Annotated in this window: 24 protein-coding genes; 12 read left to right on the top strand and 12 right to left on the bottom strand. The window is 56.4% G+C overall.

From position 1 onward, the window contains the following. Positions 1–106 precede the first annotated feature (106 nt). On the top strand, positions 107–3220 hold the full coding sequence (acrD, locus tag V4835_RS06860; RefSeq protein ID WP_331411653.1) for a multidrug efflux RND transporter permease AcrD: 3114 nt from the start codon (positions 107–109) through the stop codon (positions 3218–3220). Between the two features lie 109 nt (positions 3221–3329). Here acrD and ypfM read toward each other — a convergent pair whose 3' ends face one another. Beyond that, complete coding sequence (gene ypfM, locus V4835_RS06855) at positions 3330–3389, bottom strand: protein YpfM (RefSeq protein WP_015572204.1); 60 nt, start codon at positions 3387–3389, stop codon at positions 3330–3332. A gap of 387 nt (positions 3390–3776) precedes the next feature. Here ypfM and V4835_RS06850 point away from each other — a divergent pair, with 387 nt between their 5' ends. Genes V4835_RS06850 through V4835_RS06840 form a run of 3 tightly spaced genes read left to right on the top strand, consistent with a single transcriptional unit; the run spans position 3777 to position 5487 of the window. Then, positions 3777–4127, top strand: a complete 351-nt coding sequence (locus V4835_RS06850) for an ArsC family reductase (RefSeq protein WP_063143464.1) — start codon at positions 3777–3779, stop codon at positions 4125–4127. Between the two features lie 10 nt (positions 4128–4137). Beyond that, positions 4138–5265, top strand: coding sequence for a succinyl-diaminopimelate desuccinylase (gene dapE / locus V4835_RS06845; protein ID WP_121425186.1), 1128 nt, complete (start codon positions 4138–4140; stop codon positions 5263–5265). Positions 5266–5289: 24 nt separating this feature from the next. Then, positions 5290–5487: a YpfN family protein gene (locus V4835_RS06840; protein ID WP_014171111.1), complete on the top strand. Its 198-nt coding sequence runs from the start codon at positions 5290–5292 to the stop codon at positions 5485–5487. Between the two features lie 38 nt (positions 5488–5525). Here V4835_RS06840 and ypfH read toward each other — a convergent pair whose 3' ends face one another. From ypfH to dapA, 6 genes are all read right to left on the bottom strand, one after another. Next, entirely contained in the window at positions 5526–6221 is a 696-nt protein-coding gene (gene ypfH / locus V4835_RS06835) for an esterase (protein ID WP_331411651.1), read from the bottom strand. Positions 6222–6294: 73 nt separating this feature from the next. Further along, on the bottom strand, positions 6295–8241 hold the full coding sequence (locus V4835_RS06830) for a tRNA(Met) cytidine acetyltransferase TmcA (RefSeq protein ID WP_331411650.1): 1947 nt from the start codon (positions 8239–8241) through the stop codon (positions 6295–6297). After that, positions 8241–9110 carry a KPN_02809 family neutral zinc metallopeptidase gene (gene ypfJ, locus V4835_RS06825; protein WP_032659348.1) on the bottom strand — a complete coding sequence of 290 codons (870 nt, stop codon included), beginning with the start codon at positions 9108–9110 and terminating at the stop codon, positions 8241–8243. Before ypfJ ends, V4835_RS06830 begins: the two co-directional genes overlap by 1 nt. A gap of 120 nt (positions 9111–9230) precedes the next feature. Continuing rightward, positions 9231–9944, bottom strand: coding sequence for a phosphoribosylaminoimidazolesuccinocarboxamide synthase (purC, locus tag V4835_RS06820; RefSeq protein ID WP_023332985.1), 714 nt, complete (start codon positions 9942–9944; stop codon positions 9231–9233). A gap of 109 nt (positions 9945–10053) precedes the next feature. Continuing rightward, positions 10054–11088 carry an outer membrane protein assembly factor BamC gene (gene bamC / locus V4835_RS06815; RefSeq protein ID WP_032643577.1) on the bottom strand — a complete coding sequence of 345 codons (1035 nt, stop codon included), beginning with the start codon at positions 11086–11088 and terminating at the stop codon, positions 10054–10056. 16 nt (positions 11089–11104) lie between these two features. Further along, the gene (dapA, locus tag V4835_RS06810; RefSeq protein WP_023308757.1) at positions 11105–11983 is read right to left on the bottom strand and encodes a 4-hydroxy-tetrahydrodipicolinate synthase; all 879 of its coding nucleotides are present in this window, start codon (positions 11981–11983) and stop codon (positions 11105–11107) included. A 145-nt stretch (positions 11984–12128) separates the two neighbouring features. On the opposite strand from dapA, the gene V4835_RS06805 reads away from it, so the two are divergent. Both V4835_RS06805 and bcp read left to right on the top strand, forming a co-directional pair. After that, the gene (locus tag V4835_RS06805) at positions 12129–12698 is read left to right on the top strand and encodes a glycine cleavage system transcriptional repressor (RefSeq protein WP_023308758.1); all 570 of its coding nucleotides are present in this window, start codon (positions 12129–12131) and stop codon (positions 12696–12698) included. Further along, positions 12698–13168: a thioredoxin-dependent thiol peroxidase gene (gene bcp / locus V4835_RS06800; protein WP_014171119.1), complete on the top strand. Its 471-nt coding sequence runs from the start codon at positions 12698–12700 to the stop codon at positions 13166–13168. The genes V4835_RS06805 and bcp overlap by 1 nt, the downstream gene beginning before the upstream one ends. 137 nt (positions 13169–13305) lie before the next feature. On the opposite strand, the gene V4835_RS06795 is transcribed toward bcp, so the two are convergent. Further along, positions 13306–14361 carry an AI-2E family transporter gene (locus V4835_RS06795; protein ID WP_331411645.1) on the bottom strand — a complete coding sequence of 352 codons (1056 nt, stop codon included), beginning with the start codon at positions 14359–14361 and terminating at the stop codon, positions 13306–13308. A gap of 221 nt (positions 14362–14582) precedes the next feature. On the opposite strand from V4835_RS06795, the gene bepA reads away from it, so the two are divergent. Together bepA and arsC are read left to right on the top strand one after the other, a co-directional pair. Beyond that, complete coding sequence (gene bepA / locus V4835_RS06790) at positions 14583–16046, top strand: beta-barrel assembly-enhancing protease (protein WP_063143459.1); 1464 nt, start codon at positions 14583–14585, stop codon at positions 16044–16046. 18 nt (positions 16047–16064) lie between these two features. Then, positions 16065–16421: an arsenate reductase (glutaredoxin) gene (gene arsC / locus V4835_RS06785; RefSeq protein ID WP_331411643.1), complete on the top strand. Its 357-nt coding sequence runs from the start codon at positions 16065–16067 to the stop codon at positions 16419–16421. A gap of 87 nt (positions 16422–16508) precedes the next feature. Here the strand turns inward: arsC and V4835_RS06780 are convergent, their stop codons facing one another. From V4835_RS06780 to V4835_RS06765, 4 genes are all read right to left on the bottom strand, one after another. Continuing rightward, on the bottom strand, positions 16509–17210 hold the full coding sequence (locus tag V4835_RS06780; RefSeq protein WP_211438414.1) for a DnaA inactivator Hda: 702 nt from the start codon (positions 17208–17210) through the stop codon (positions 16509–16511). 95 nt (positions 17211–17305) lie between these two features. Then, entirely contained in the window at positions 17306–18595 is a 1290-nt protein-coding gene (uraA, locus tag V4835_RS06775) for a uracil permease (RefSeq protein ID WP_063143458.1), read from the bottom strand. Positions 18596–18678: 83 nt separating this feature from the next. Continuing rightward, the gene (upp, locus tag V4835_RS06770) at positions 18679–19305 is read right to left on the bottom strand and encodes a uracil phosphoribosyltransferase (RefSeq protein ID WP_023308769.1); all 627 of its coding nucleotides are present in this window, start codon (positions 19303–19305) and stop codon (positions 18679–18681) included. A 226-nt stretch (positions 19306–19531) separates the two neighbouring features. Next, on the bottom strand, positions 19532–20962 hold the full coding sequence (locus tag V4835_RS06765; RefSeq protein WP_331411641.1) for a 6-phospho-beta-glucosidase: 1431 nt from the start codon (positions 20960–20962) through the stop codon (positions 19532–19534). 266 nt (positions 20963–21228) lie between these two features. On the opposite strand from V4835_RS06765, the gene purM reads away from it, so the two are divergent. From purM to ppx, 4 genes are all read left to right on the top strand, one after another. Next, on the top strand, positions 21229–22266 hold the full coding sequence (gene purM, locus V4835_RS06760) for a phosphoribosylformylglycinamidine cyclo-ligase (protein WP_331411640.1): 1038 nt from the start codon (positions 21229–21231) through the stop codon (positions 22264–22266). Then, the gene (gene purN, locus V4835_RS06755) at positions 22263–22904 is read left to right on the top strand and encodes a phosphoribosylglycinamide formyltransferase (protein ID WP_024907555.1); all 642 of its coding nucleotides are present in this window, start codon (positions 22263–22265) and stop codon (positions 22902–22904) included. The genes purM and purN overlap by 4 nt, the downstream gene beginning before the upstream one ends. 207 nt (positions 22905–23111) lie before the next feature. Beyond that, positions 23112–25172, top strand: coding sequence for a polyphosphate kinase 1 (gene ppk1, locus V4835_RS06750; protein WP_063143454.1), 2061 nt, complete (start codon positions 23112–23114; stop codon positions 25170–25172). Positions 25173–25175: 3 nt separating this feature from the next. Continuing rightward, the gene (ppx, locus tag V4835_RS06745; RefSeq protein ID WP_121425173.1) at positions 25176–26714 is read left to right on the top strand and encodes an exopolyphosphatase; all 1539 of its coding nucleotides are present in this window, start codon (positions 25176–25178) and stop codon (positions 26712–26714) included.

The following is a 26714-nucleotide window of genomic DNA, read 5'->3' as shown; positions in this document are numbered from 1 at the left end:
ATTTACATTATCTCCTTTATTTCTCCACGTTTGACCTGGCCCTTACCGCTAAAGTTATGCGGGCAATAAACAATAATGACGTGCAGCAAAACGAGGTCACACTTTCATGGCGAATTTTTTCATCGATCGCCCCATTTTTGCCTGGGTGCTTGCCATCCTGTTGTGTCTGACAGGTGTCCTGGCGATTACTTCACTTCCTGTTGAGCAATACCCCGATCTGGCACCGCCTAACGTGCGCGTCACCGCAAACTACCCCGGCGCTTCCGCACAAACGCTGGAAAACACCGTGACGCAGGTTATCGAGCAGAACATGACGGGTCTGGATAACCTGATGTACATGTCCTCGCAAAGTAGCGCCACGGGCCAGGCGACGGTGACCCTGAGCTTTAAGGCGGGCACCGACCCGGACGAAGCGGTGCAGCAGGTACAAAACCAGCTGCAGTCGGCCATGCGCAAGCTGCCCCAGGCGGTGCAGAATCAGGGCGTGACCGTGCGTAAAACCGGTGATACCAACATTTTGACCATCGCATTTGTCTCGACTGATGGCTCGATGGATAAACAGGACATTGCGGACTACGTCGCCAGTAATATTCAGGATCCCATCAGCCGTATTAACGGCGTCGGCGATATCGACGCTTACGGCTCACAGTACTCAATGCGCATCTGGCTCGATCCCAACAAGCTGAACAGCGTCCAGATGACGGCAACCGACGTGACGGATGCCATTAAAGCCCAGAACGCCCAGATTGCGGTGGGGCAACTGGGAGGAACGCCGTCCGTCGATAAGCAGGCCCTGAACGCCACCATCAATTCACAATCCCTTCTGCAGACGCCGGACCAGTTTCGCAACATCACCCTGCGCGTGAATCAGGATGGGTCGGAAGTGCGTCTGGGCGATGTCGCCACGGTGGAAATGGGGGCGGAAAAATACGACTACCTGAGCCGCTTTAACGGCAATCAGGCCTCCGGTCTGGGGATTAAACTGGCCTCCGGCGCAAACGAAATGGCCACGGCCAAACTGGTGCTGGACCGTCTGGACGAGCTTTCACAGTATTTCCCGCACGGGCTGGAGTACAAAGTCGCCTATGAAACCACCTCCTTCGTTAAAGCGTCGATTGAGGACGTGGTGAAGACCCTGCTGGAAGCCATCGCGCTGGTGTTCCTGGTGATGTACCTGTTCCTGCAAAACTTCCGCGCGACGCTGATCCCCACCATTGCCGTCCCGGTGGTGCTGCTGGGGACCTTTGCGGTGCTTTACGCGTTCGGGTACAGCATTAACACCCTGACGATGTTTGCGATGGTGCTGGCGATTGGCCTTCTGGTGGATGATGCCATCGTGGTGGTTGAAAACGTCGAGCGCATCATGAGCGAAGAAGGTCTCTCACCGCGCCAGGCGACGCGCAAATCCATGGGGCAAATTCAGGGGGCGTTAGTCGGTATTGCGATGGTGCTGTCGGCCGTCTTTATCCCGATGGCCTTCTTTGGCGGCACCACCGGGGCGATTTACCGTCAGTTCTCGATAACCATCGTCTCGGCGATGGTGCTCTCCGTGCTGGTGGCGCTGATCCTCACCCCTGCGCTGTGCGCCACTATTCTGAAACCGCTGCACAAAGGGGAGCAGCACGGGCAAAAAGGGTTCTTCGGCTGGTTTAACCGCATGTTCAACCGCAATGCCGCGCGGTATGAATCGGCCGTCGGTGGCGTGCTCCATCGCAGCCTGCGCTGGATGATGATTTACGTTGTGCTGCTGGGCGGCATGGTCTGGCTGTTTATGCATCTTCCCACCTCGTTCCTGCCGATGGAAGACCGGGGAATGTTCACCACCTCGGTGCAGCTCCCGAGCGGCGCAACGCAGCAGCAGACGCTGAAGGTGGTCCAGCAGGTGGAACAGTACTTCTTCACCAAAGAGAAAGATAACGTTGTGTCGGTCTTCTCCACCGTGGGCTCTGGCCCGGGCGGAAACGGGCAGAACGTCGCCCGCATGTTCGTCCGCCTGAAGGACTGGGACGAGCGCGATACCAGAACGGGAACATCATTTGCCATTATTGAACGCGCGACCAAAGCCTTTGCGCACATCAAAGAGGCGCGCGTCTTCGCCAGCAGCCCGCCGGCGATAAGCGGCCTGGGCAGTTCCGCCGGGTTTGATATGGAGCTGCAGGATCACGCCGGGGCGGGCCATACGGCGCTGATGGCGGCACGCGATAAGCTGCTAGCGCTGGCAGGCAACGAGCCGGGCCTGACCCGCGTTCGCCATAACGGTCTTGACGACAGCCCGCAGCTCCAGGTGGATATCGATCAGCGCAAGGCGCAGGCGCTGGGCGTCTCGATCAACGATATTAATGACACCCTGCAAACGGCGTGGGGCTCGAGCTACGTGAATGACTTTATGGATCGCGGCCGCGTGAAAAAAGTGTATGTCCAGTCCGCCGCGCCGTTCCGCATGCTGCCGGATGATATAAACCGCTGGTTTGTCAGGAACAATGCCGGCGGCATGGTGCCCTTCTCCGCCTTTGCCAACTCGCACTGGGAGAGCGGCTCGCCGCGTCTGGAGCGCTATAACGGCTACTCTGCGGTTGAAATCGTCGGGGAAGCCGCGCCGGGGGTCAGTACCGGTACCGCCATGGATACCATGGAAAAACTGGTGCAGCAGCTGCCCGCCGGTTTTGGTCTCGAGTGGACGGCCATGTCCTACCAGGAGCGTCTCTCCGGGGCACAGGCCCCCGCGCTTTACGCGCTCTCTCTGCTGGTGGTCTTCCTCTGCCTTGCCGCACTGTATGAAAGCTGGTCGGTCCCGTTCTCCGTCATGCTGGTCGTGCCGCTTGGGGTTATCGGTGCCCTGCTGGCGACCTGGATGCGCGGCCTGGAGAACGATGTTTACTTCCAGGTGGGTCTGCTCACCGTGATTGGCCTGTCGGCGAAAAACGCCATTCTGATCGTTGAGTTTGCCAACGAGATGAATGCCAAAGGCCACGAGCTGATGGCCGCCACGCTGCACGCCTGCCGTCAGCGCTTACGCCCGATCCTGATGACGTCGCTGGCGTTTGTCTTTGGCGTGCTGCCGATGGCAACCAGTACGGGGGCAGGCTCCAGCAGCCAGCACGCGGTAGGGACCGGGGTCATGGGCGGCATGATTTCGGCCACCATTCTGGCCATTTACTTCGTGCCGTTGTTCTTTGTGCTGGTGCGTCGCCGCTTCCCGTTAAAGGAACGCGCTGAGTAAGTGATTGAAATAAAAAAAGGCGGCTTTATCGGCCGCCTTTTTATTGTGTGATTAATTCACACTATGGTTATTTTACTTATTTTAGTGCTCTTGCAATTCTTACTGAATGTCATTTACGAAGCATGCCTTCGATAAAATCTTTCCAGTTCCCCAGTTCACGTTCAATCATAACAACCTCTCTTATTATTATGCGCATTCTACAAAAACGGACCATCATTGTGAAGACTATTTAACCAATTGCTGTGATTGTACCCCACGTCCTGCGGGGATTTATGATAAATATGAACGGAGAGCCATCAATTTTTTGTGACGGCTAGCAATATTTTGAAATAACCCCACGGACGGGTGAGTTTTATTTTACCTGCTGAGTTTATTCGAAATTTAAAGCTTATGGACATCTATGCTTAAAGGGTGAAAGAATATTCAGCGTACAGATGTGAGTTGAATTAAGATGAAGTGTAAATCCAGACGATTCCTGAATGTGTTATATTCCACTTAAGGATATATCTTCGAATTTACTGAACATTTAATCGCCATAAGAGCAAAAGGATTCACCATGGTTGTGATGTACGGCATTAAAAATTGCGACACCATCAAAAAAGCCCGCCGCTGGCTGGAAGCTAACGGCGTGGAGTACCGCTTCCACGATTACCGTGCCGACGGGCTTGATGCAGAATTTCTGCATAACGCGATCGGCGAACTGGGGTGGGAAGCCCTGCTGAATACGCGCGGCACCACATGGCGTAAACTCGATGAATCTCTGCGCGCCAGCATCAACAACGCCGACAGCGCGGCAAAACTGATGCTCGAGATGCCGGCAATGATCAAACGCCCATTGCTCTGCGCGCCAGGGCAGCCTATGCTGCTGGGTTTCAGTGAAACCCTTTATTCCGACTTTTTTCGTTGAGGTGTAGTTTATGTCATGCCCGGTCATTGAGCTGACTCAGCAGCTTATTCGCCGTCCTTCCCTTAGCCCGGACGACGCAGGTTGTCAGGCACTTATGATTGAGCGCCTGCGCGCCATCGGTTTCACCGTTGAACGCATGGATTTTGGCGATACCCAGAACTTCTGGGCGTGGCGTGGCCAGGGTGAAACGCTAGCCTTTGCCGGGCATACTGACGTCGTTCCCGCCGGTGATGCGGATCGCTGGATTAACCCGCCGTTTGAACCGACCATCCGCGATGGCATGCTGTTTGGTCGCGGCGCGGCAGACATGAAAGGCTCTCTGGCGGCGATGGTCGTGGCGGCAGAGCGCTTTGTGGCCCAGCATCCAAACCACAAAAACCGTCTGGCGTTTTTAATCACCTCCGACGAAGAAGCCAGCGCCCATAACGGTACCGTGAAGGTCGTTGAAGCGCTGATGGCGCGTAACGAGCGTCTCGACTACTGTCTGGTCGGTGAGCCGTCCAGTACCGAAGTGGTGGGTGATGTCGTCAAAAACGGGCGCCGTGGCTCGCTGACCTGTAACCTGACCATTCACGGCGTTCAGGGGCACGTTGCTTACCCGCATCTGGCCGATAACCCGGTCCATCGCGCTGCGCCAATGCTGAGCGAGCTGGTGGGCATCGAGTGGGATAAAGGCAACGAATTCTTCCCGCCAACCAGCATGCAGATTGCGAACGTCAAGGCCGGGACCGGCAGCAACAACGTGATCCCGGGTGATTACTTCGTCCAGTTTAACTTCCGCTTCAGCACCGAACTGACCGATGAGATGATCAAGGCGCGCATTGTCGCCCTGCTGGAAAAATATCAGCTGCGCTACACAGTGGAGTGGTGGCTTTCCGGCCAGCCGTTCCTGACGCAGCGCGGTAAACTGGTGGATGCGGTGGTGAACGCCATCGAGCACTATAATGAAATTAAGCCACAGCTGCTGACAACGGGTGGCACCTCAGACGGACGCTTTATCGCCCGTATGGGCGCCCAGGTTGTCGAACTGGGTCCAGTGAACGCAACCATTCATAAAATCAATGAGTGTGTCAATGCGGCAGATTTGCAACTGCTGGCCCGTATGTATCAACGTATTATGGAGCAACTCGTCGCCTGACGAACGCTCTGAGAGGAATAGCGAATGGATTGGCTTTCAAAGTACTGGTGGATTCTGGTGTTAGTTTTTCTGGTTGGCGTATTGCTTAACGTGATTAAAGATCTTAAGCGCGTTGACCATAAAAAATTTCTCGCCAACAAACCGGATCTTCCCCCGCACCGTGATTTTAACGACAAGTGGGACGATGACGACGACTGGCCGAAGAAGGACCAGAAGAAGTAATCGTTAAGTTTCCCCTCTCCCCGGGAGAGGGGGAAACCTCACATAAACTCTACAATATCACTATCATCCGGCTTACCGCCGCTGAGCGCTTCATCAAAGTAGTGCTTCGGTACGGTATAGCGCAAACGATCGAGCGCAAACTGCATGCTACGGTCGTCAATCGCGTGGCCCAGCTCGTCAACGATATCCAGCGTCACATCCCCACCTTCGCGAATCAGCGCTTCCTGGGCGGCAACCGCATGCGAGAGCTCAATCACCCGGTCTTCACCACCGTGGATGAGGTGGATGGTCGTCCGCGTGGTCGCGCTGGTCGGTAGCGTCGCAAAACGGCCGTTAAACGCGATGACGCGTGAAACCAGACCCGGCTGCGCTTTAACGCTTTCCAGCGACATGATTGACCCCTGCGAGAAGCCAATCAGCGCGGTTGCGTCGGCACCCACGCCGCTCTGCTGCTGCCAGTAGCGGACGATATCGATAAAGGTGGGCATGATGGCGTCGATGCGAGCCTGACGATTCTCTTCCGTCACGCCCTGAACAGAGAACCACTGGCGTCCGTTCGGACCACACGGCTCTACGCCACCGATGCTGACAATCAATGCCTCCGGAAAAACAGGCGCAAACCAGCTGCCAATCTGACCCATATTGACGGCATTATCGCCAACGCCATGAAACAGAAGCAGTAACTGTTTAGCCGGTTTGTCAGGGCTTTGAACAACAAAATGGTCATGTTTCATGGTGGTCTCCTTAATAGATGCCCTGGATTCTACGCCTCCCGACGTGAATGACCATGCCACTTTACTGAAGAAGTCATTGAAAAAATTGCCATTGCAAAATATCTTCTTTCAGCTGCTGGCAGCGCGGATAGTCAAGACTTTCAATCGCTTGCGCGGTTTCACTGCGCAACGTTGCCAGCAACGCTTTTCGCCCGACGTCTTCCACTTTCCCTTCCATTTTCCCACGCAGGGCCGGAAGCGGCATGTCCACGGTTAACAACAGCCGCGTCAGTGCGGCAACCGAGGTTGAAAACGCCCGATGCGCAAAAGCAAACCCCGCCAGCTCCAGCCAGTCGTCATTATTAAGGGTAGCTTCCCAGCCATCCTCCACGGGTATCTTTTCACCGTTCCAGGCCGATAACACCCGCGCATCGCGCTTCAGACGCTGCTGCGCCTGCTCGCACAGCTGATGCCCTGCCTCACTCTGCGGCAGCAAGGCCATCGCGGTGTAGCAGCCGCTGCTGGCTTCACGATGGCTTCCCATCCGCACCAGCACAAACCCGCATTGCTGCCAGAAACGCCAAAGCTCATCGGTATAGCCAAAGCTCACCGACAGATAATCTTCGCCGCTGGCGCTGCGAACAAGCGCCTGGCCAATCCCTTCCCGCTGACGGTGAGGATGTACGGCAATGCGGGTCACCCGTCGTCCTCTGAGCGTCGCCGCCAGCGGAGAGCCGCCGTGCGCCGCCAGAGATTGCGCCACCAGGTTACCGCGCGGACGCCGGTACCCTGCCCACACGGCGCGGCTAAGCTCGGGGGACAGCCCGCCCTCCTCCACCAGCCAGAGCGCCCCGGCGATATCCGGGTCCGTTTCGGCAACGGCAAACCGCTGCCCGGGCGCGTCCATCATGCGGCGTAAATCGAGCGGCGAGGTACGATAATGCGCCGCGCAGAGGAGCTCGTATACGTTCGCTGCAAGCGCCGGGCGGCTTTCCCATGCCGTTGGCGTCAGGGACGTTAGACGCACCTCTCCTTCCGGGCGGCGGTCAATCAGCGTATCGTCAAACAGCAGCGCGCTGGCGACAACCCGCTCAAGCGGGCAGCCCGCAGCCCAGCGCACCGGTGTAGATAAGCTGTAGCGCTGCAGCCCGGCAAACCGACCGCAGAATTTAAGCAAGAATCCCCGACCCGTCCCTTCATATCCCTGCACCGTGGTGGTCAACAGCACGCGAGGGAAGCGGACAGCTAACTTTTCCAGCAGAGGTCCGGGGATCGCAGCGGCTTCATCGACAATCAGCCAGTCAGCCCGATGTGAAGAGGCAAGCAGCGCGTCCGGGGCCATAAAATGAAAACGCTCTCCGGCAAAGCGGGCGATGATATCCGTCGCCCCCTTCGACGGCGCGGTGACCACGGCGCTGCCCGCAATGCGGTTCAGCAGCATGCCCGCCAGGGCTGATTTTCCGCGCCCGCGCGCGGCGGTGACGGCCACGATGCCCTCCGCCATCCCCTGCAGCACATCCAGGATCTCAGCCTGCTCGCGCTGCGGTGCGCCGCTGGCAGGCTGCCAGTCAGGCGCGTCGGGTAAAGGCGGAAGGGATAACGCGCGGCCCTGAAGCCAGACAATCGCGTCGGGATCGGCGGCAATCGTGCGGCAGAAATGGTGTACAAAATGCGGCGTGGCTATCGCTTCGGCGCTGTCGCTCCAGCGCAGTGAATCGCTGTCTGGCAACTCGGCCCACGCGTCGAGCGGCGGAACCCGCAGCACCAGAAGGCTTCCGGCGCTCAGCGTTCCGCTCAGGGCGGCAAACGCGGCGACATCAAACCCGGCGCTGGCGTCAAAAACGGCATGGCGGAACTCGCGTCCCAGCAGGCCGCTGATGGCTTTTGAAGGGTGTTCGTCAAGCCTTACCCAGTCTCCGGGCAAGGCGTCACGCAGGGCAACCGCCTGGGTTAACGTCCACTGCGCTTCACCGCTGAGCACCACCAGCCGACGATGGCCGGTGCGCTCAAGCTCGCCTATCAGCTGTTCAAACTCCAGCATTACATCGCTTTACCGAAGGTATTACACTGCGCCGGATCGCCGCTGTCGAAGCCGCGTTTAAACCAGCTATAGCGCTGCTGTGAGGTACCGTGAGTGAAGCTGTCCGGCACGACGCGCCCCTGGCTCTGCTGCTGAAGACGGTCGTCACCGATAGCCTGAGCGGCATTTAACGCCTCCTCAAGATCGCCGGATTCCAGCACGCCCTGCTGCTGCATGCTGTGGCCCCAGACGCCCGCAAAGCAGTCTGCCTGCAGCTCCATTTTAACGGAAAGGCGGTTCACTTCAGCCTGAGACGCATTTTGCTGGAGCTGGCGCACTTTTGGCTCAATTCCCAGCAGCTTTTGCACGTGATGGCCGACTTCATGCGCGATCACATAGCCCTGGGCAAAATCACCGTCAGCGCCAAGCTTGCGTTTCATGTCATCGTAAAAAGAGAGATCGATATAGACGGTGCCGTCTGCCGGGCAGTAGAACGGCCCCATCACAGATTGCCCGGTACCGCATCCGGTTCGGGTTGCCCCGCGGTACATCACCAGCTTCGGCTGCTGGTAGGTACGCCCCATCTTCTCAAACAGCTGACCCCAGGTGTCTTCTGTTGTGGCGAGAATAACGGAGGTAAATTTGGCCGCTTCATCTTCATTCGGGCTGATGGAGCGCTGAGAATGCTCCTGCTGTTGCAGCGGCTGACCGGTCATTAAACCGGTGAGGTCAACGCCGTAGTAACCCGCGACTAAAACCACAATCAGCAGGATTATCCCGCCCTTGCCGCTGGGTAACCGGAAGCCTGGCCCACCCATTGAAGGACCGCCGCCGCCATCACTGCGTCTGTCTTCTACATTGTCACTTTCACGACGCCCTTGCCAGCGCATAACCACCTCGAACTATTCCATTTATAATAGCTATGATCGTAGGCGGTTAACGGCAAGATTACCATAGGAAACAAGGGTAAGACGCCAAAGGATGAGAACATCCTTTGGCAAGTGAGGGAGTTAGTCGAGCTTAACGCCTAAACGGTGAGCAACCGCTTCGTACGCTTCAATCAGGCCACCCAGGCTCTGACGGAAACGGTCTTTGTCCATTTTATCCAGGGTTTCTTTATCCCACAGGCGGCTACCGTCTGGTGAGAACTCATCGCCCAGCACCACTTCGCCTTTGAACAGACCAAACTCCAGCTTGAAGTCGACGAGGATCAGGCCCGCGTCATCAAACAGTTTTTTCAGCACGTCGTTGGCTTTGTAGGTCAGCTCCTGCATACGCGCCAGGTTCTCTTTGCTCACCCAGCCGAAGGTTTCGCAGTAGGATTCGTTGACCATCGGGTCGTGCATAGCATCGTTTTTCAGGAACAGGTCGAACAGCGGTGGATTCAGTTCGATACCTTCTTCAATGCCGAGACGCTTCACCAGGGAGCCCGCCGCACGGTTACGAATAACGCACTCGACCGGAACCATATCCAGTTTTTTCACCAGACATTCCGTATCGGACAGCAACGCTTCCATCTGGGTCGGGATACCCGCTTCGGCCAGTTTGGTCATAATGAAGTGGTTGAACTTGTTGTTCACCATGCCTTTACGATCGAACTGCTCAATGCGTGCGCCATCCCCTGCTGACGTATCATTGCGGAACTCGAGCACCAACAGATCCGGGTTTTCCGTGCTGTATACGGTCTTCGCTTTGCCACGATACAACTCAGCTTGCTTCTGCATCTTCATTACTCCTGGTGTGATGATTTGTGTTCAAAACTGGGGATATTATGCCACGCACACGTTTGCGTGGCACTAAAATAAAAAGGGCTGGATTCACCAGCCCTCGTATTTATTTGCTGAATGCTGCCTGGAAGACAGCGACCAGCGCATCGTTCTGCGACTGGGTCAGCGTGTGACCTTTTGGATCGATAAACTGCAGACTGCTGCGGTTATCAAGGTCGCCTACCTGAATCTTGTAGTCGCCGGAGGCAAGCTGAGGATCTTTCGCGCCCAGTTCCTGCCATGCGCTGTCGGAGAGCGGCTTATACGTTGCCGTCATGCTGCCGGTCGAACGCGTGCTGTCGGTCACTTTCATGCCCACTTTTTCCAGCGTCGCTGGCAGACGCTGCCAGGTCTGGTTAAACGGTGCACGAACCACCAGCATTGGCAGGCCGGTATCATCCGCACCGCTTTGCACATCGAAGGTCGCGCCGTTGCGGCTCTGCGCGGCGTTGGCGGCATCGGTAGCGGTCTTATCCAGACCCGCCGCAATCACGTTCAGCATTTCGGTGCTGTAACGCTGCAGGGACGCGGCATCCGCAACCGGTTTACCCGCCTGCTCCAGGTTCAACAGCTTAACGTTAACCGCCTGCTGGTAACCCTGTGGTTTGACGGAGACTTGATAACGACCGCGGTACTGCTGGTCTTCATCCAGACGGTTCCATTCGATCCAGTCGGTGGTTAACGTCTGGCTGGCGTCATCGCGTTTATCGATGGTGTAGTTCTTCGACTGAATAACGCTGACAACCTGCGGCCACAGCGTGGTGCCGCGCGCGCTCTCAACCATCAGAGACGCCGTATCACCGGTGAACTGGGTGCGCGCCCCGCTCACCAGCGCCAGAGGCTGTGCTGGCGGACGAATATCAAGCGCTTTACCGACCAGGCCGCTGCCGTTGGTCACGGGAATATTATAATCGCCGTTCTGAATCGGCAGGATCATACCAGCCGGTGCGTGAAGTTCAGCAAGCGGGGTCGCATCCAGATAGGATTCATCACCGCTCACCTGGCGCTTGTAGCGCGAATCTGAACTACAGGCAGCGAGCAGCATAACAAGCGAAACACTCGCAACCTTCGCCAGGCGCGACTTCTGTACTGAATAAGCCATCAAATCTCCCTAAACTCTACAGCAAACCGGCATGCTTCAGCGCCGCCCTGACGATATCACGACCGTGGTCGGTAATCGGTGTCATTGGCAGACGCAGCGTGTCGGATGCTACAAGTCCCAACTCCTTACATGCCCATTTCACTGGGATCGGATTGGGTTCGACAAATAATTTATTGTGCAGCGGCATCAGACGCTGATTAATAACACGCGCTTCATCAAAGTGGCCGGCTGCGGCCAGTTTGCACATTTCAGCCATATCACGCGCCGCAACGTTTGCCGTTACGGAGATCACGCCATGACCACCGAGCTGCATAAAGTCCAGCGCGGTCGCATCATCACCACTCAACAGGATAAAGTCGTCTGAAACCAGCTCTTTGATCTGATGAACGCGGCTTAAGTTCCCTGTCGCCTCTTTAATACCGATAATATTTTTTACTTCCGAGAGACGACCAACGGTTTCCGGCAGCATATCGCAACCGGTACGGGACGGCACATTATACAGAATTTGTGGCAAGTCAGTATGTTCAGCGATGGCTTTGAAGTGCTGGAACAAACCTTCCTGAGTAGGACGGTTGTAATAAGGGGTCACCGTCAGACAGCCAACGATGCCGCTGTCGTTAAAACGTTTAGTCAGGCTGATAGCTTCTGCGGTTGCATTCGCCCCTGTCCCCGCGATGACCGGAATACGTCCGTCAGCCAGTTCCAGGGTCAGCATCACCACATCGCCGTGCTCGTCGTGGCTCAGCGTTGCGGATTCACCGGTAGTCCCTACCGAAACGATCGCCGAGGTTCCGTTGGCGACATGGTAATCAATGAGCTTCTTCATGCTTGACCGGCAGACATTACCTTTTTCATCCATCGGTGTAACAAGCGCGACAATACTTCCCGTGAACATGAGCCATCCTCTGTGCGAACAAGAGCCTCAATGTTACGTTTGGAACTGTAATAAAAGCAAGCGACCTGAGGCTCTCAGGCGGTTGTATGCATGTTTTTTTTATGCTTTCCTTAGGAAGACTTAACCATGCAAAGGAAGAACAGGTTTGACAACCTCATCACAACATTACCTGGTTATCACTGCGCTGGGTGCCGACAGGCCGGGTATCGTGAACACCATCACCCGCCACGTAAGCAGCTGCGGCTGTAATATCGAAGACAGCCGTCTGGCTATGCTTGGCGAAGAGTTCACATTTATTATGTTGCTTTCAGGGACATGGAACGCCATTACGTTGATTGAATCGACCCTGCCGCTGAAGGGGGCCGAACTGGATTTGCTGATTGTCATGAAGCGCACCACGGCGCGTCCGCGTCCGGCACTGCCTTCTACCGTCTGGGTGCAGGTTGAAGTCCCTGATTCTCCGCATCTGATTGAGCGTTTCACGGCGCTTTTTGACAGTCATCAGATGAATATTGCCGAACTGGTTTCCCGTACGCAGACAAGCGATGACCATGGTCTTCCGGTGCTGTTTATTCAAATTACCGCGCACAGCCCTGCCTCACAGGATGCGTCAAATATCGAGCAAGCGTTCAAAGCCCTCTGTACAGAATTAAACGCGCAGGGCAGTATAAGCGTCGTCAATTATTCGCAGCACGAACAGGATGGAGTTGAGTAATGAACCCACTGAAAGCCGGTGACATCGCACCGAAATTTAGCTTACCGGATCAAGACGGCGAGCAAGTAAATTTGACCGACTTCCAGGGACAGCGTGTTCTGGTCTATTTCTACCCGAAAGCCATGACCCCCGGCTGCACCGTACAGGCCTGCGGCTTACGCGATAACATGGATGAGTTGAAAAAAGTTGGCGTGGAAGTGCTGGGTATCAGCACGGATAAACCAGAAAAGCTGTCACGATTTGCTGAAAAAGAGCTGCTGAACTTCACGCTGCTTTCTGATGAAGATCATCAGGTGTGCGAGCAGTTTGGCGTCTGGGGCGAGAAGACGTTTATGGGTAAAACCTACGACGGCATTCACCGCATCAGCTTCCTGATTGACGCTGACGGTAAAGTTGAACATGTGTTTGACGACTTCAAAACCAGCAACCACCACGACGTGGTGTTGAACTGGCTGAAACAAAGTGCCTGAAAGTGAGTGTCGGGTGGTGGCTTCGCCTTACCCGACCTACAAGATAAATGCAAAACGGCAACCTGGTTGCCGTTTTTAGTATTTGCACCCTCTCCCGCGGGAGAGGGTTGGGGTGAGGGCATCAGGCCGCACAAAAACTACTTCTCTTCCACCGCCGGCACATCCGGCCACGCGTGGACCACGGCTTTAATCAGCGTCGCCAGCGGAATCGCAAAGAACACGCCCCAGAAGCCCCACAGCCCGCCGAAAATCACCACGGATAAGATAATCACCAGCGGATGCAGGTTCACCGCTTCGGAGAACAGCACCGGTACCAGCAGATTACCGTCCAGCCCCTGAATAATCAGGTACACCGCGAAGCAGCTCCAGAACTCAGTCCCCAGCCCAAACTGGAACAGCGCGACCCCAATAACCGGAATGGTCACCACAAACGCGCCGATGTACGGAATCAGGACCGACAGCCCCGCCAGCAGCAGCGAGTAGTTCAGGCCGAAAATCAGGAAGCCAATCCAGGTGGCTACCCCCACGACAATCATCTCCAGCACCTTGCCGCGAATGTAGTTTGTGATCTGCTGGTTCATCTCTTCCCAGACCTGCCCTGCCAGCCCGCGGTTGCGCGGCAGAATACGGCGCACGGCGTTGAGCATCTGGTCTTTGTCTTTCACCAGGAAGAAAACCATCAGCGGCACGAGCACAAGGTAAACCGCCAGCGTGAGCAGCCCGACCAGCGACGCCAGAGAATACTTCACCACCGAATCGCCCATCGTCATGATGCGGGCGCGCATATTTTCGGCCATCGCATCAATAATCCCGGCATCCATCAGGGCCGGGTAACGGCGCGGCAGCGTGGCGGCAAAATCAGACAGCTTGTTCAACATGCCGGGCATATCGCGAATAAGGTAGATCCCCTGCTGCCAGGCTACCGGCATCACCACAAAGGCCATTAACAGCAGGATGCCGACAAACAGCACCAGGACGATGCTGGTCGCCCAGCGGCGGGAACAGCCGATATGCTCCAGTCGTGCCGTTGGCCACTCCAGCAGGTACGCCAGCACAATCGCCACCAGCAGGGGCGCAAGCAGGCCGCTGAAGAAAAAAAGAATACCGAACCCGGCAACCAGAATAACCAACAAAGCAATGGCTTCCGGATCGCTGAACCGACGCCGGTACCACTGCATTAACATTTCGAGCATACAACCCTTCCCTGAATCGAATGGCGGGAGTGAGACGGTGAATTGTATCTAACTGTCACAAAAAAGACTTTCGCTTTTTGTATCGCTGACACAATCCGTAAAAGCCTGCTGAATGGGATTTTCTTCATGCGGTAACACGGCTACACTCGCAGGGCAGCAGAGATGAACGATAAGCCGGTTCATCGGTCAAATTAGCACATCCAACATACAGGACAGTGGTTATGTTCAGGCAGTTGAGAAAAACACTGGTTGCAACACTGATTGCCGCGGTGACGATCGGTCAGGTGTTGCCCGCTTTTGCTGACTCGTCCGATTCATTGCCGGACATGGGCACCACAGCAGGAAGCACGCTCTCCATTGGGCAAGAGATGCAAATGGGGGATTACTATGTTCGCCAGCTGCGCGGCAGCGCCCCGCTGATTAATGACCCTTTGCTGGTACAGTACATTAACGGGCTGGGGATGCGTCTGGTTTCGCACGCCGACTCGGTAAAAACGCCCTTCCATTTCTATTTAATCAATAATGACGAAATCAACGCCTTCGCCTTCTTTGGCGGTAACGTGGTGCTGCATTCGGCGTTATTCCGTTACTCTGACAACGAAAGCCAGCTGGCCTCGGTGATGGCGCACGAAATTTCACACGTCACCCAGCGCCACCTGGCGCGTGCCATGGAAGATCAGAAACGTAACGCCCCCCTCACCTGGGTGGGCGCGCTGGGCTCTATTCTGCTGGCGATGGCCAGCCCGCAGGCCGGGATGGCAGCCCTGACCGGTACGCTGGCGGGAACGCGTCAGGGGATGATCAGCTTTACCCAGCAAAACGAACAGGAAGCGGACCGCATCGGGATTCAGGTGCTGCAGCGTTCGGGCTTTGACCCGCAGGCCATGCCGAGCTTCCTGGAAAAACTGCTCGATCAGGCGCGTTACTCTTCCCGTCCGCCGGAAATCCTGCTGACGCACCCATTACCTGAAAGCCGTCTGTCGGACGCGCGTAACCGTGCCAACCAGATGCGTCCGGTCGTGGTCCAGTCATCACAGGATTTCTACATGGCGAAGGTGAGAACGCTGGGGATGTACAATTCCGGGCGTAACCAGCTCACCAGCGACCTGCTGGATACCCTGGCGAAAGGCAACGTGCGTGAGAAAAACGCCGCGCAGTATGGTCAGGCGCTCCAGGCGATGGAAGCCAGCAAATACGACGAGGCGCGTAAAGCGCTGCAGCCGCTTCTGGCGGCCGACCCGAATAACCCGTGGTACCTCGACCTGTCGACGGATATCGATCTGGGGCAGAAGAAAACGGCCGATGCGATCAACCGTCTGAAAGGGGCGAAAGAGGTCCGTACCAACCCGGTGCTGCAGCTTAACCTGGCGAACGCTTACTTACAGGGCGGCCAGCCGGGAGAAGCGGCGACCATTCTGAACCGCTACACCTTTAATAATAAAGACGATCAAAACGGCTGGGATCTGCTCGCTCAGGCGGAAGCCCAGCTCGGCAACCGCGATCAGGAGCTGGCGGCGCGTGCCGAAGGTTTTGCCCTGGTGGGCCGCCTCGATCAGGCGATTTCCACCCTCAGCAGCGCCAGCGCGCAGGTCAAACTCGGCAGCCTCCAGCAGGCCCGTTACGACGCGCGTATCGATCAGCTACGCGGCCTGCAGCAGCGCTTTAAGCCGTACGAGAAGATGTAATAAAGGAGAATTCACGTCATGACAGACGCCGTAAAAATCTATCACAACCCTCGCTGCTCCAAGAGCCGCGACACCCTGAGCCTGCTGAAGTCTAACGGCGTTGAGCCGGAGGTGGTGCTGTACCTCGACACTCCACCGGACGCGCAAACCCTCCGCCAGCTGCTTCACATGCTGGGAATGGGCAGCGCAAGAGAGCTGATGCGCCAGAAAGAAGATCTGTATAAGTCGCTTAACCTGGATGACAGCCGTCTCACCGAGGCTGAGCTGCTCCAGGCGATGGTAGAAAATCCAAAGCTGATTGAGCGCCCGATTGTGGTGGCGAACGGCCAGGCGCGCATTGGACGCCCGCCGGAAGACGTGCTCGATATCCTTTAACCGTTTCGCCCGGTGGCGCTACGCTTACCGGGCCTACAAAACCCGCCTGTAGGCCGGGTAAGGCGCAGCCGCCACCCGGCAAAAAACTCAAAGCTTGAGAATATCTTTCACAAACGGAATGGTCAGCTTGCGCTGGGCGGTAATGGAGGCGCGATCGAGCTGATCGAGCGTGTCAAACAGGGTGCGCATTTCGCGATCCAGACGCTTCAGCAGGAAGCGCCCCACGTCCTCCGGCAGCTCAAACCCGCGCTGCTTAGCGCGCAGCTGTAAGGCCTGAAGCTTATCTTCATCCGACAGCGGCTGGAGCTTGTAGATTTGCCCCCAGTCCAGACGAGACGCCAGATCCGGCAGCCCCAGATTGAGCTGACGCGGCGGACGATCGCCGGTGATCAGCAGCCGGGTTTTACCCGATTCCAGAATGCGGTTGTAGAGGTTAAAGATCGCCATTTCCCACGGCTCATCCCCCGCCACGCATTCGATATTATCGATGCAGACCAGCGAAAGATGTTCCATTCCCTCAAGCACCTCAGGCACGAACCAGGTACGTTTATCCAGCGGCACATAGCCTACCGCATCTCCGCGCGCCGAAAGCTCCGCGCAGGCGGCATGCAGCAGGTGGCTGCGCCCCGCGCCTTCGCGTGACCAGATATAGATGTATCCGCTGTGATCCTGGCGCAGCACGTTTTGCAGTGCAGCCAGTAAAGAGGGGTTATCACCCGGCCAGAAACTCGCGAAAGTTTCGTCGTCAGGGAGATAGAGTGGCAGAGAGAGCTGTGCCGGTCCGTTCAGAAGTACCTCAACCAGATCTTACATAAAATCGGAACGGAGTTTAGCACGGAACCTGCAAGGAGAGAACCGGGCGGATCGCCCACCCGGTTAAAGGATCAATGTGGCGCTTTTTCGCTGTCGTCCGCGTCCAGAATTTCTTCTTCCGGGCGGATTACCGAGATCAGCTTGAAGATCAGGCTCAGGCCCACGCCGACGATGGTCGCCAGCGCCATGCCTTTCAGCTCGGCTGCACCAATATGCACCTTCGCACCGCTCACGCCGATAATCAGGATAACGGAGGTCAGGATCAGGTTCTGCGCCTTGCTGTAATCCACTTTGGACTCAATCAGCACGCGAATACCGGAGGCACCGATCACGCCGTACAGCAGCAGAGAAACGCCACCCATCACCGGCACAGGAATGATCTGAATCGCTGCCGCCAGCTTGCCGACGCAGGAGAGCAGGATGGCGATGATCGCCGCGCCGCCGATAACCCAGGTACTGTAGACGCGGGTAATCGCCATCACGCCGATGTTCTCGCCGTAGGTGGTGTTTGGCGTGGAGCCAAAGAAACCGGAGATGATGGTGGAGAAACCGTTCGCAAACATGGAGCGGTGCAGGCCCGGGTCGCGGATTAAATCGCGCTTAACGATGTTCGCCGTCACCACCAGGTGGCCGACGTGCTCTGCAATCACCACCAGCGCCGCAGGCAGAATGGTGAAGATCGCAAACCATTCAAAGCGTGGCGTATAGAAGGTTGGCAGGGCGAACCAGTGCGCCTGAGCAATCGGGGTGGTGTCCACCACGCCCATCACGAAGGAGAGCGCATAGCCCGCCAGCACGCCGATCAGGATCGGGATAATCGCCATGAAGCCGCGGAACAGCACGGAGCCAAATACCGTCACGCCCAGCGTTACCAGCGAGATGATAATGGTTTTGGAATCCGGTGACTGGCCGTCAGCAGGCAGCAGACCGGCCATATTCGCCGCCACGCCCGCCAGCTCCAGACCGATGACGGCAACGATTGCGCCCATCGCCGCAGGGGGGAACATGACGTCCAGCCAGCCGGTACCGGCTTTCTTCACAATGAAGGAGACCACGCAGAACAGGACGCCACACATAATAAAGCCGCCCAGTGCGACCTCATAACCCAGCGGCAGCAGCAGTAACACCGGCGAGATAAAGGCGAAGCTCGACCCGAGATACGCCGGGATTTTGCCTTTACAGATAAAGAGGTACAGCAGCGTACCAATGCCGTTGAACAGCAGCACGGTAGCCGGGTTAATGTGGAACAGGATTGGCACCAGCACGGTTGCGCCAAACATAGCGAACAGGTGCTGCAAACTAAGCGGGATAGTCTGTAAAAGCGGCGGTCTTTCACTCACCCCGATAGCACGGCGCGTCATAGTGTTTTCCTCTGTGTAGTATTGTTGGTGTTTTATTCAAAAAAAAGCCGACTATCAAAGTCGGCTTATTTATCGTTATTCGATTATTTCGTACCAAAGATCTTATCGCCGGCATCGCCGAGCCCCGGGATGATGTACCCGTGCTCGTTCAGCCCCTGGTCGATAGAGGCGGTATACAGCTCAACGTCCGGGTGCGCTTTTTCCAGCGCCGCGATCCCTTCCGGAGCGGCAACCAGTACCAGCACCTTAATGCTGTTACAGCCCGCATTTTTCAGCAGGTCGATGGTAGCGATCATAGAACCACCGGTCGCGAGCATTGGGTCAACCACCAGCGCCATACGCTCGTCGATGTTAGACACCAGCTTCTGGAAGTAAGGAACCGGCTCAAGGGTTTCTTCGTTACGGTAGATCCCGACCACGCTGATGCGCGCGCTTGGCACGTGCTCCAGCACGCCTTCCATCATGCCGAGACCGGCACGCAGGATTGGCACCACGGTAATTTTCTTACCTTTGATCTGCTCAACCTGCACCGGGCCGTTCCAGCCTTCGATGGTGACTTTTTCTGTTTCCAGATCAGAGGTCGCTTCGTAGGTCAGCAGGCTGCCGACTTCAGATGCCAGTTCGCGAAAACGCTTCGTGCTGATGTCATGCTCACGCATCAGGCCCAACTTGTGTTTAACGAGTGGGTGTTTCACTTCCACAATCTTCATTCTCTTTCTCCTCTGAGGTGGCGTCCGCAAAAAAATCGCGGGATTATACCGCTTTTTTCGGATTAGGCCATACCCATGTTGCTTGATGTATATCAAGCAAAGTGATTTAGAGACAAAAAAACCGGAGGCGAGACTCCGGCTTGGGTGCGGGTTCTGCCCGGTGGCGCTGCGCTTACGCGGGCCTACGTGTAGTGTAGGTCGGGTAAGCGTTAGCGCCACCCGACAATTACAGGTTATCGCCGTTGCTCGCAATCACCTGCTTATACCAGTCGAACGATTTCTTCTTACTGCGGTTCAGCGTGCCGTTCCCTTCATTGTCTTTATCGACAAAGATAAAGCCGTAGCGTTTTTTCATTTCGCCCGTTCCGGCAGACACCAGGTCGATACAGCCCCACGGGGTATAGCCCATCAGGTCTACGCCATCCTCCACAACCGCTTTTTTCATCTCGCGAATGTGGGCGGACAGGTAGTCAATGCGGTACTGGTCGTTCACCGTGCCGTCGCTCTCCTGAACGTCGATCGCGCCAAAGCCGTTCTCAACGATAAACAGCGGCAGCTGGTAGTGATCCCAGAACCAGTTGAGGGAGTAGCGAAGCCCCACCGGGTCAATCTGCCAGCCCCAGTCGGATTTTTGCACGTACGGGTTAGAGACCAGGCTCTTGCTTTCGTCGTAGTCCAGCTGCGGGTTGTCCGGCGTCGCCTTGGTGGCGAAGGACATGTAGTAGCTGAACCCGATGTAGTCCACGCAGCCCTGCGTCAGCGCCGCTTTATCTTCTTCGGTAATATCCAGCGCGAAGCCGCGACGCTCGAAGTAGTTGAGCAGATGCTGCGGGTACCTGCCGCGCACGTGAACGTCGGTGAACCAGTAGCGGCGGTGCATGGCGTTCATCGCCATCATCATATCGTCCGGCGCGCAGGTCAGCGGATAGATAGGACACATGGCAATCATGCAGCCAATCTGTAGCGACGGGTTAATCTCGCGCCCCGCCTTCACCGCCAGGGCGCTGGCCACCAGCTCATAGTGCGCCGCCTGGAACATCACCGGCTCGCGGTCTTCACCCGGCGCGTACTTCAGCCCGGAGTTGGTGAACGGCGCAAAGTCTTCGTGGAAGTTGGCCTGGTTGTTGATCTCGTTGAAGGTCATCCAGTACTTCACTTTATGCTGGTAGCGCTGGAAGACCACTTTTGCGAAACGAACGAAGAAGTCGATCAGCTTACGGTTGCGCCAGCCGCCGTACTCCGTGACCAGATGGAAAGGCATTTCGAAGTGAGACAGGGTGATAACCGGTTCGATGCCGTGCTTCAGACACTCGTCGAACAGATCGTCATAGAATTTCAGGCCAGCCTCGTTAGGCTCAAGCTCGTCCCCTTTCGGGAAGATCCGCGTCCAGGCGATAGAGGTGCGGAAGCACCTGAACCCCATCTCGGCAAAGAGTTTGATGTCTTCTTTATAGCGATGATAGAAATCGATGGCTTCATGGTTAGGGTAATTTTTCCCTTGCAGCACGCCGTTGGTGATTTCACGCGGCACGCCGTGCGCGCCCGCGGTCATCACATCGGCCACGCTCACGCCCTTGCCGCCCTCTTTCCAGCCGCCTTCCAGCTGATGCGCCGCTACGGCCCCACCCCACAGAAAATCTGCTTTAAATCCTGACATTCGCTTTCCCTCATTCTGCGTTATTTTCTGCAAAAACAATTACAGAAACCGGTTTCAGTTCGATGATGTGCAAAGGGAATAACCGTTGCAAGCAGTTCTCAGAAACCGGTTTCATTTTCGTGAACAGAGTCAAGTTTGGCTGCATTCCTGGGGCACACAGAAAAAAAGATCCTCACGTCCAGAATAGGCTCGCAAACGTTTGCCTGGACTGTTAGAATTGCGCCGATTTTTCTTACTAGCTATGCAATCGCGTGGGGATTTAAGCCGTGACCAACAAAACTTCTCTCAGCTACAAAGATGCCGGTGTTGATATTGACGCAGGTAATGCGCTGGTTGACCGAATCAAAGGTGTGGTGAAAAAAACCCGCCGCCCGGAAGTGATGGGTGGTCTGGGTGGCTTCGGCGCACTGTGCGCGCTGCCGCAAAAATATCGTGAACCTGTTCTGGTCTCGGGTACTGACGGTGTAGGCACTAAACTGCGCCTGGCGATGGATTTAAAGCGTCACGACACGATCGGTATCGATCTGGTCGCGATGTGCGTGAATGACCTGGTGGTTCAGGGCGCAGAGCCGCTGTTCTTCCTCGATTACTACGCGACCGGCAAACTGGACGTGGATACCGCTGCCAGCGTGATTAACGGTATCGCCGAAGGGTGTCTGCAGTCCGGCTGTGCGCTGGTCGGTGGTGAAACCGCGGAAATGCCGGGCATGTATCACGGCGAAGATTATGACGTCGCGGGCTTCTGCGTCGGCGTAGTAGAAAAATCAGAAATTATCGACGGCAGCAAAGTGGCGGATGGCGATATGCTGATCGCGCTGGCCTCCAGCGGCCCGCACTCCAACGGCTACTCCCTGGTGCGTAAAATCCTCGAAGTGAGCGGCTGCGACCCGCAGACTACCGAGCTTGACGGTAAACCGCTGGCTGACCATCTGCTGGCGCCGACCCGTATCTACGTGAAAAACGTGCTTGAGCTTATCGAGAACGTCGACGTTCACGCTATCGCTCACCTGACCGGCGGCGGCTTCTGGGAAAACATCCCGCGCGTCCTGCCGGATAACACCCAGGCGGTGATCGACGAATCCTCATGGCAGTGGCCGGCCGTCTTCAACTGGCTGCAGACCGCAGGCAACGTGAGCTCTCACGAAATGTACCGCACCTTTAACTGCGGCGTGGGCATGGTTATCGCCCTGCCGGCAAGCGAAGCGGACAAAGCGGTTAAGCTGCTGACAGAGAAAGGTGAAAACGCGTGGAAAATCGGTACGATTAAATCTTCCGATTCCGAACAGCGTGTGGTCATTGAATGAAAAACATCGTGGTGCTCATTTCCGGTAACGGAAGCAATTTGCAGGCCATCATAGACGCCTGCAAACAGAAGAAAATCAATGGCACCATTCGGGCAGTTTTCAGCAACAAGGCCGACGCGTTCGGCCTTGAGCGCGCGCGGGAAGCGAACATTCCTGCGCACGCGCTGGAAGCCAGCCAGTTCGCCGGGCGTGAAGCCTTTGACCGCGAGCTGGTTCAGGAGATTGATGCCTACGCGCCGGACGTGGTCGTGCTGGCGGGCTATATGCGTATTCTGAGCCCGGCTTTCGTCGAACACTTCGCCGGTCGTCTGCTGAATATCCATCCTTCCCTGCTGCCAAAATATCCCGGCCTGCACACCCATCGTCAGGTTCTGGAAAACGGCGATGAGGAGCACGGCACCTCCGTGCATTTCGTTACCGACGAGCTGGACGGCGGTCCGGTGATCCTGCAGGCCAAAGTCCCGGTCTTTGACGGTGACAGCGAAGAAGACGTGACCGAACGCGTGCAGACCCAGGAACACGCCATCTACCCGCTGGTGGTGAGCTGGTTTGTCGACGGGCGTCTCGAGATGCGCGACGGCGCAGCCTGGCTGGACGGCGTGAAGTTACCCCCGCAGGGTCATGCGGCGGAAGAGTAGTTTGTTATGTCGGGTGGCGCTGCTGCGCTTACCCGAGCTGTACATTGCATTACCCGATATCCCCTTCTCCAACCTTCTAAAATCCCCAACAAAAAAAATAACTGTCATACTTTTCTGGCACTGTTGGACATATCGTGGAAATGCTCGCCATAATAAGGACGAGACGGATTTACCACGTCCTGTGATTGAACTGGAGTGTGAGCTGTAATGGGTCAGGAAAAGTTATATATCGAGAAAGAGCTAAGCTGGTTAGCATTTAACGAACGTGTACTCCAGGAAGCGGCAGACAAAAGTAACCCGCTGATCGAGCGCATGCGTTTTTTGGGCATTTATTCCAACAACCTGGATGAGTTCTACAAGGTTCGCTTTGCCGAGCTGAAAAGACGCATCATCATCAGCGAAGAACAGGGCCTAAACTCGCACTCGCGGCATCTGCTGGGCAAAATCCAGTCCCGCGTGCTGAAAGCCGATCAGGAATTTGACGGCCTGTATAACGAACTGCTGCTGGAGATGGCGCGCAATCAAATCTTCCTGATTAACGAACGCCAGCTTTCCGTTAACCAACAAAACTGGCTGCGCCATTACTTCAAACACTACCTGCGCCAGCACATTACCCCGATTCTGATCAACCGCGAAACCGATCTGGTACAGTTCCTGAAGGATGACTACACCTACCTGGCGGTGGAAATTATTCGCGGTGAATCCATCCGTTACGCGCTGCTGGAGATCCCGTCCGACAAGGTGCCGCGCTTTGTGAACCTGCCGCCGGAAACCCCGCGCAGACGCAAGCCGATGATCCTGCTGGACAACATCCTGCGCTACTGTCTGGACGACATCTTCAAAGGCTTCTTCGATTACGATGCGTTAAACGCCTACTCGATGAAGATGACCCGTGACGCCGAATATGACCTGGTGCACGAGATGGAAGCCAGCATGATGGAGCTGATGTCCTCCAGCCTGAAACAGCGCCTGACGGCCGAGCCGGTGCGCTTTGTTTATCAGCGCGATATGCCGGACGCCATGGTGGAGATGCTGCGCGATAAACTGACCATTTCGCGCTATGACTCCATCGTGCCGGGTGGTCGTTACCACAACTTTAAAGACTTTATTGGCTTCCCGAACGTCGGCAAGGCCAACCTGGTGAACAAGCCGCTGCCGCGCCTGCGCCATCTGTGGTTTGATAAATTCCGCAACGGATTCGACGCCATCCGCGAACGCGATGTGCTGCTCTACTATCCGTACCACACGTTCGAACACGTTCTGGAACTGCTGCGTCAGGCCTCTTTCGACCCGAGCGTGCTGGCGATCAAAATCAACATCTACCGCGTGGCAAAAGATTCCCGCATCATCGACGCGATGATCCATGCGGCGCACAACGCCAAAAAAGTCACCGTGGTGGTTGAGCTACAGGCGCGCTTCGACGAAGAGGCGAACATTCACTGGGCGCGCCGTCTGACGGAAGCCGGTGTGCACGTCATCTTCTCCGCGCCGGGGCTAAAAATTCACGCCAAGCTGTTCCTCATCTCCCGTAAAGAAGGCGACGATGTGGTGCGTTATGCCCACATCGGTACCGGGAACTTTAACGAGAAAACGGCGCGAATTTATACCGACTACTCGCTGCTGACCGCCGATGCCCGCATCACGAACGAGGTGCGCCGGGTCTTTAACTTTATTGAGAACCCGTACCGTCCGGTGAGCTTTGACTATCTGCTGGTCTCGCCGCAGAACTCGCGCCGTCTGCTGTACGATATGATCGATAAAGAGATCGCCAATGCCCAGAAAGGGCTGTCGTCCGGCATCACGCTGAAGCTCAACAACCTTGTCGACAAAGGGCTGGTGGACAGGCTGTACGCGGCGTCCAGCTCCGGCGTGCCGGTTAATCTGCTGATCCGCGGCATGTGCTCGCTGATCCCGGAACTGGAAGGCATCAGCGACAATATTCGCGTGATCAGCATTGTTGACCGTTACCTGGAACACGATCGGATCTATATTTTTGATAATGCGGGTGATAAACAGGTCTATCTCTCTTCGGCAGACTGGATGACGCGCAACATTGACTACCGAATTGAAGTCGCGGCACCGCTGCTGGATCCGCGCCTGAAGCAGCAGATCCTCGACATCATCGAGATTCTGTTCAGCGATACCGTGAAAGCACGCTATATCGACAAAGAACTCAGTAACCGCTATGTGCCGCGCGGCAACCGCCGCAAAGTGCGGTCGCAACTGGCGATTTACGACTATATCAAATCACTCGAGCAACCCGATTAACCTATGCCGATAAATGATAAGACCCCACGCCCGCAGGAATTCGCCGCGGTCGATCTTGGCTCTAACAGTTTCCACATGGTCATCGCCCGTGAGGTGGATGGTGCGCTGCAGATCATCGGTCGCCTGAAGCAGCGCGTGCACCTGGCGGATGGCCTTGATGAACGCAGCATGCTCAGCGAAGAGGCAATGGAGCGCGGGTTAAACTGCCTGTCGCTGTTTGCTGAACGCCTGCAGGGCTTCTCGCCCTCCAGCGTGTGCATCGTTGGCACCCACACCCTGCGCCAGGCCCTGAACGCCCCGGAGTTCCTCAAGCGGGCCGAAAAGGTGATCCCCTACCCGATTGAGATCATCTCCGGCAACGAGGAAGCGCGTCTGATTTTCATGGGCGTTGAGCACACCCAGCCGGAAAAAGGGCGCAAGCTGGTTATCGATATCGGCGGCGGCTCAACGGAGCTGGTGATCGGCGAAGACTTTGAGCCGCGCCTGGTGGAAAGCCGCCGTATGGGCTGCGTCAGCTTCGCGCAGATGTATTTCCCGGGCGGCACCATCACCCGCGAGAACTTCCAGCGTGCGCGTATGGCGGCTGTCCAGAAGCTGGAAAACCTGGCCTGGCAGTACCGTATCCAGGGCTGGAACGTGGCGCTGGGCGCATCCGGCTCGATTAAAGCCGCGCATGAAGTGCTGCTGGCGATGGGTGAAAAAGACGGGATTATTACCCCTGAACGCCTGGCTCTGCTCACCGAAGAGGTGCTGAAGCATAAAAGCTTCGACGCCCTGAGCCTGCCGGGCCTGTCCGATGAGCGCAAATCAGTCTTCGTACCGGGGCTTGCGATCCTGTGCGGCGTGTTTGATGCGCTGGCAATTAAGGAGCTGCGTCTTTCAGACGGCGCGCTGCGTGAAGGCGTGCTGTATGAGATGGAAGGTCGCTTCCGCCATCAGGATATCCGCAGCCGCACCGCGCAAAGCCTGGCCAACCAGTACAACATCGATCGCGAACAGGCGAAGCGCGTGCTGGAAACTACGGTGCAGATGTACGAACAGTGGGAAGAACAAAATCCGAAGCTCGCGCACCCGCAGCTTGCCGCGCTGTTGAAATGGGCCGCGATGCTGCACGAGGTGGGGCTGAACATCAACCACAGCGGGATGCATCGTCATTCGGCCTACATTCTACAAAACAGCGATCTGCCCGGCTTCAACCAGGAGCAGCAAACCATGATGGCGACCCTGGTGCGCTATCACCGCAAAGCCATCAAGCTCGACGACCTGCCGCGCTTCACGCTGTTCAAGAAGAAGCAGTTCCTGCCGCTGATTCAGCTGCTGCGCCTGGGCGTGCTACTCAATAACCAGCGCCAGGCCACCACCACGCCGCCTACGCTGAAGCTGAAAACCGACGACCATCACTGGACGCTGAGCTTCCCGCACGACTGGTTCAGCCAGAACGCGCTGGTCCTGCTGGACCTGGAAAAAGAGCAACAGTACTGGGAAGCGGTCACCGGCTGGCTGCTCAAAATCGAAGAAGAGAGCGCCGACGTCGCCGCATAA

It is taken from the genome of Enterobacter cloacae complex sp. CARB60, from assembly GCF_036487345.1.
Classification (GTDB): domain Bacteria; phylum Pseudomonadota; class Gammaproteobacteria; order Enterobacterales; family Enterobacteriaceae; genus Enterobacter; species Enterobacter asburiae_D.
Note: the sequence above shows the minus strand (reverse complement) of the source record. Positions and strands in the feature narration are given on the sequence as shown.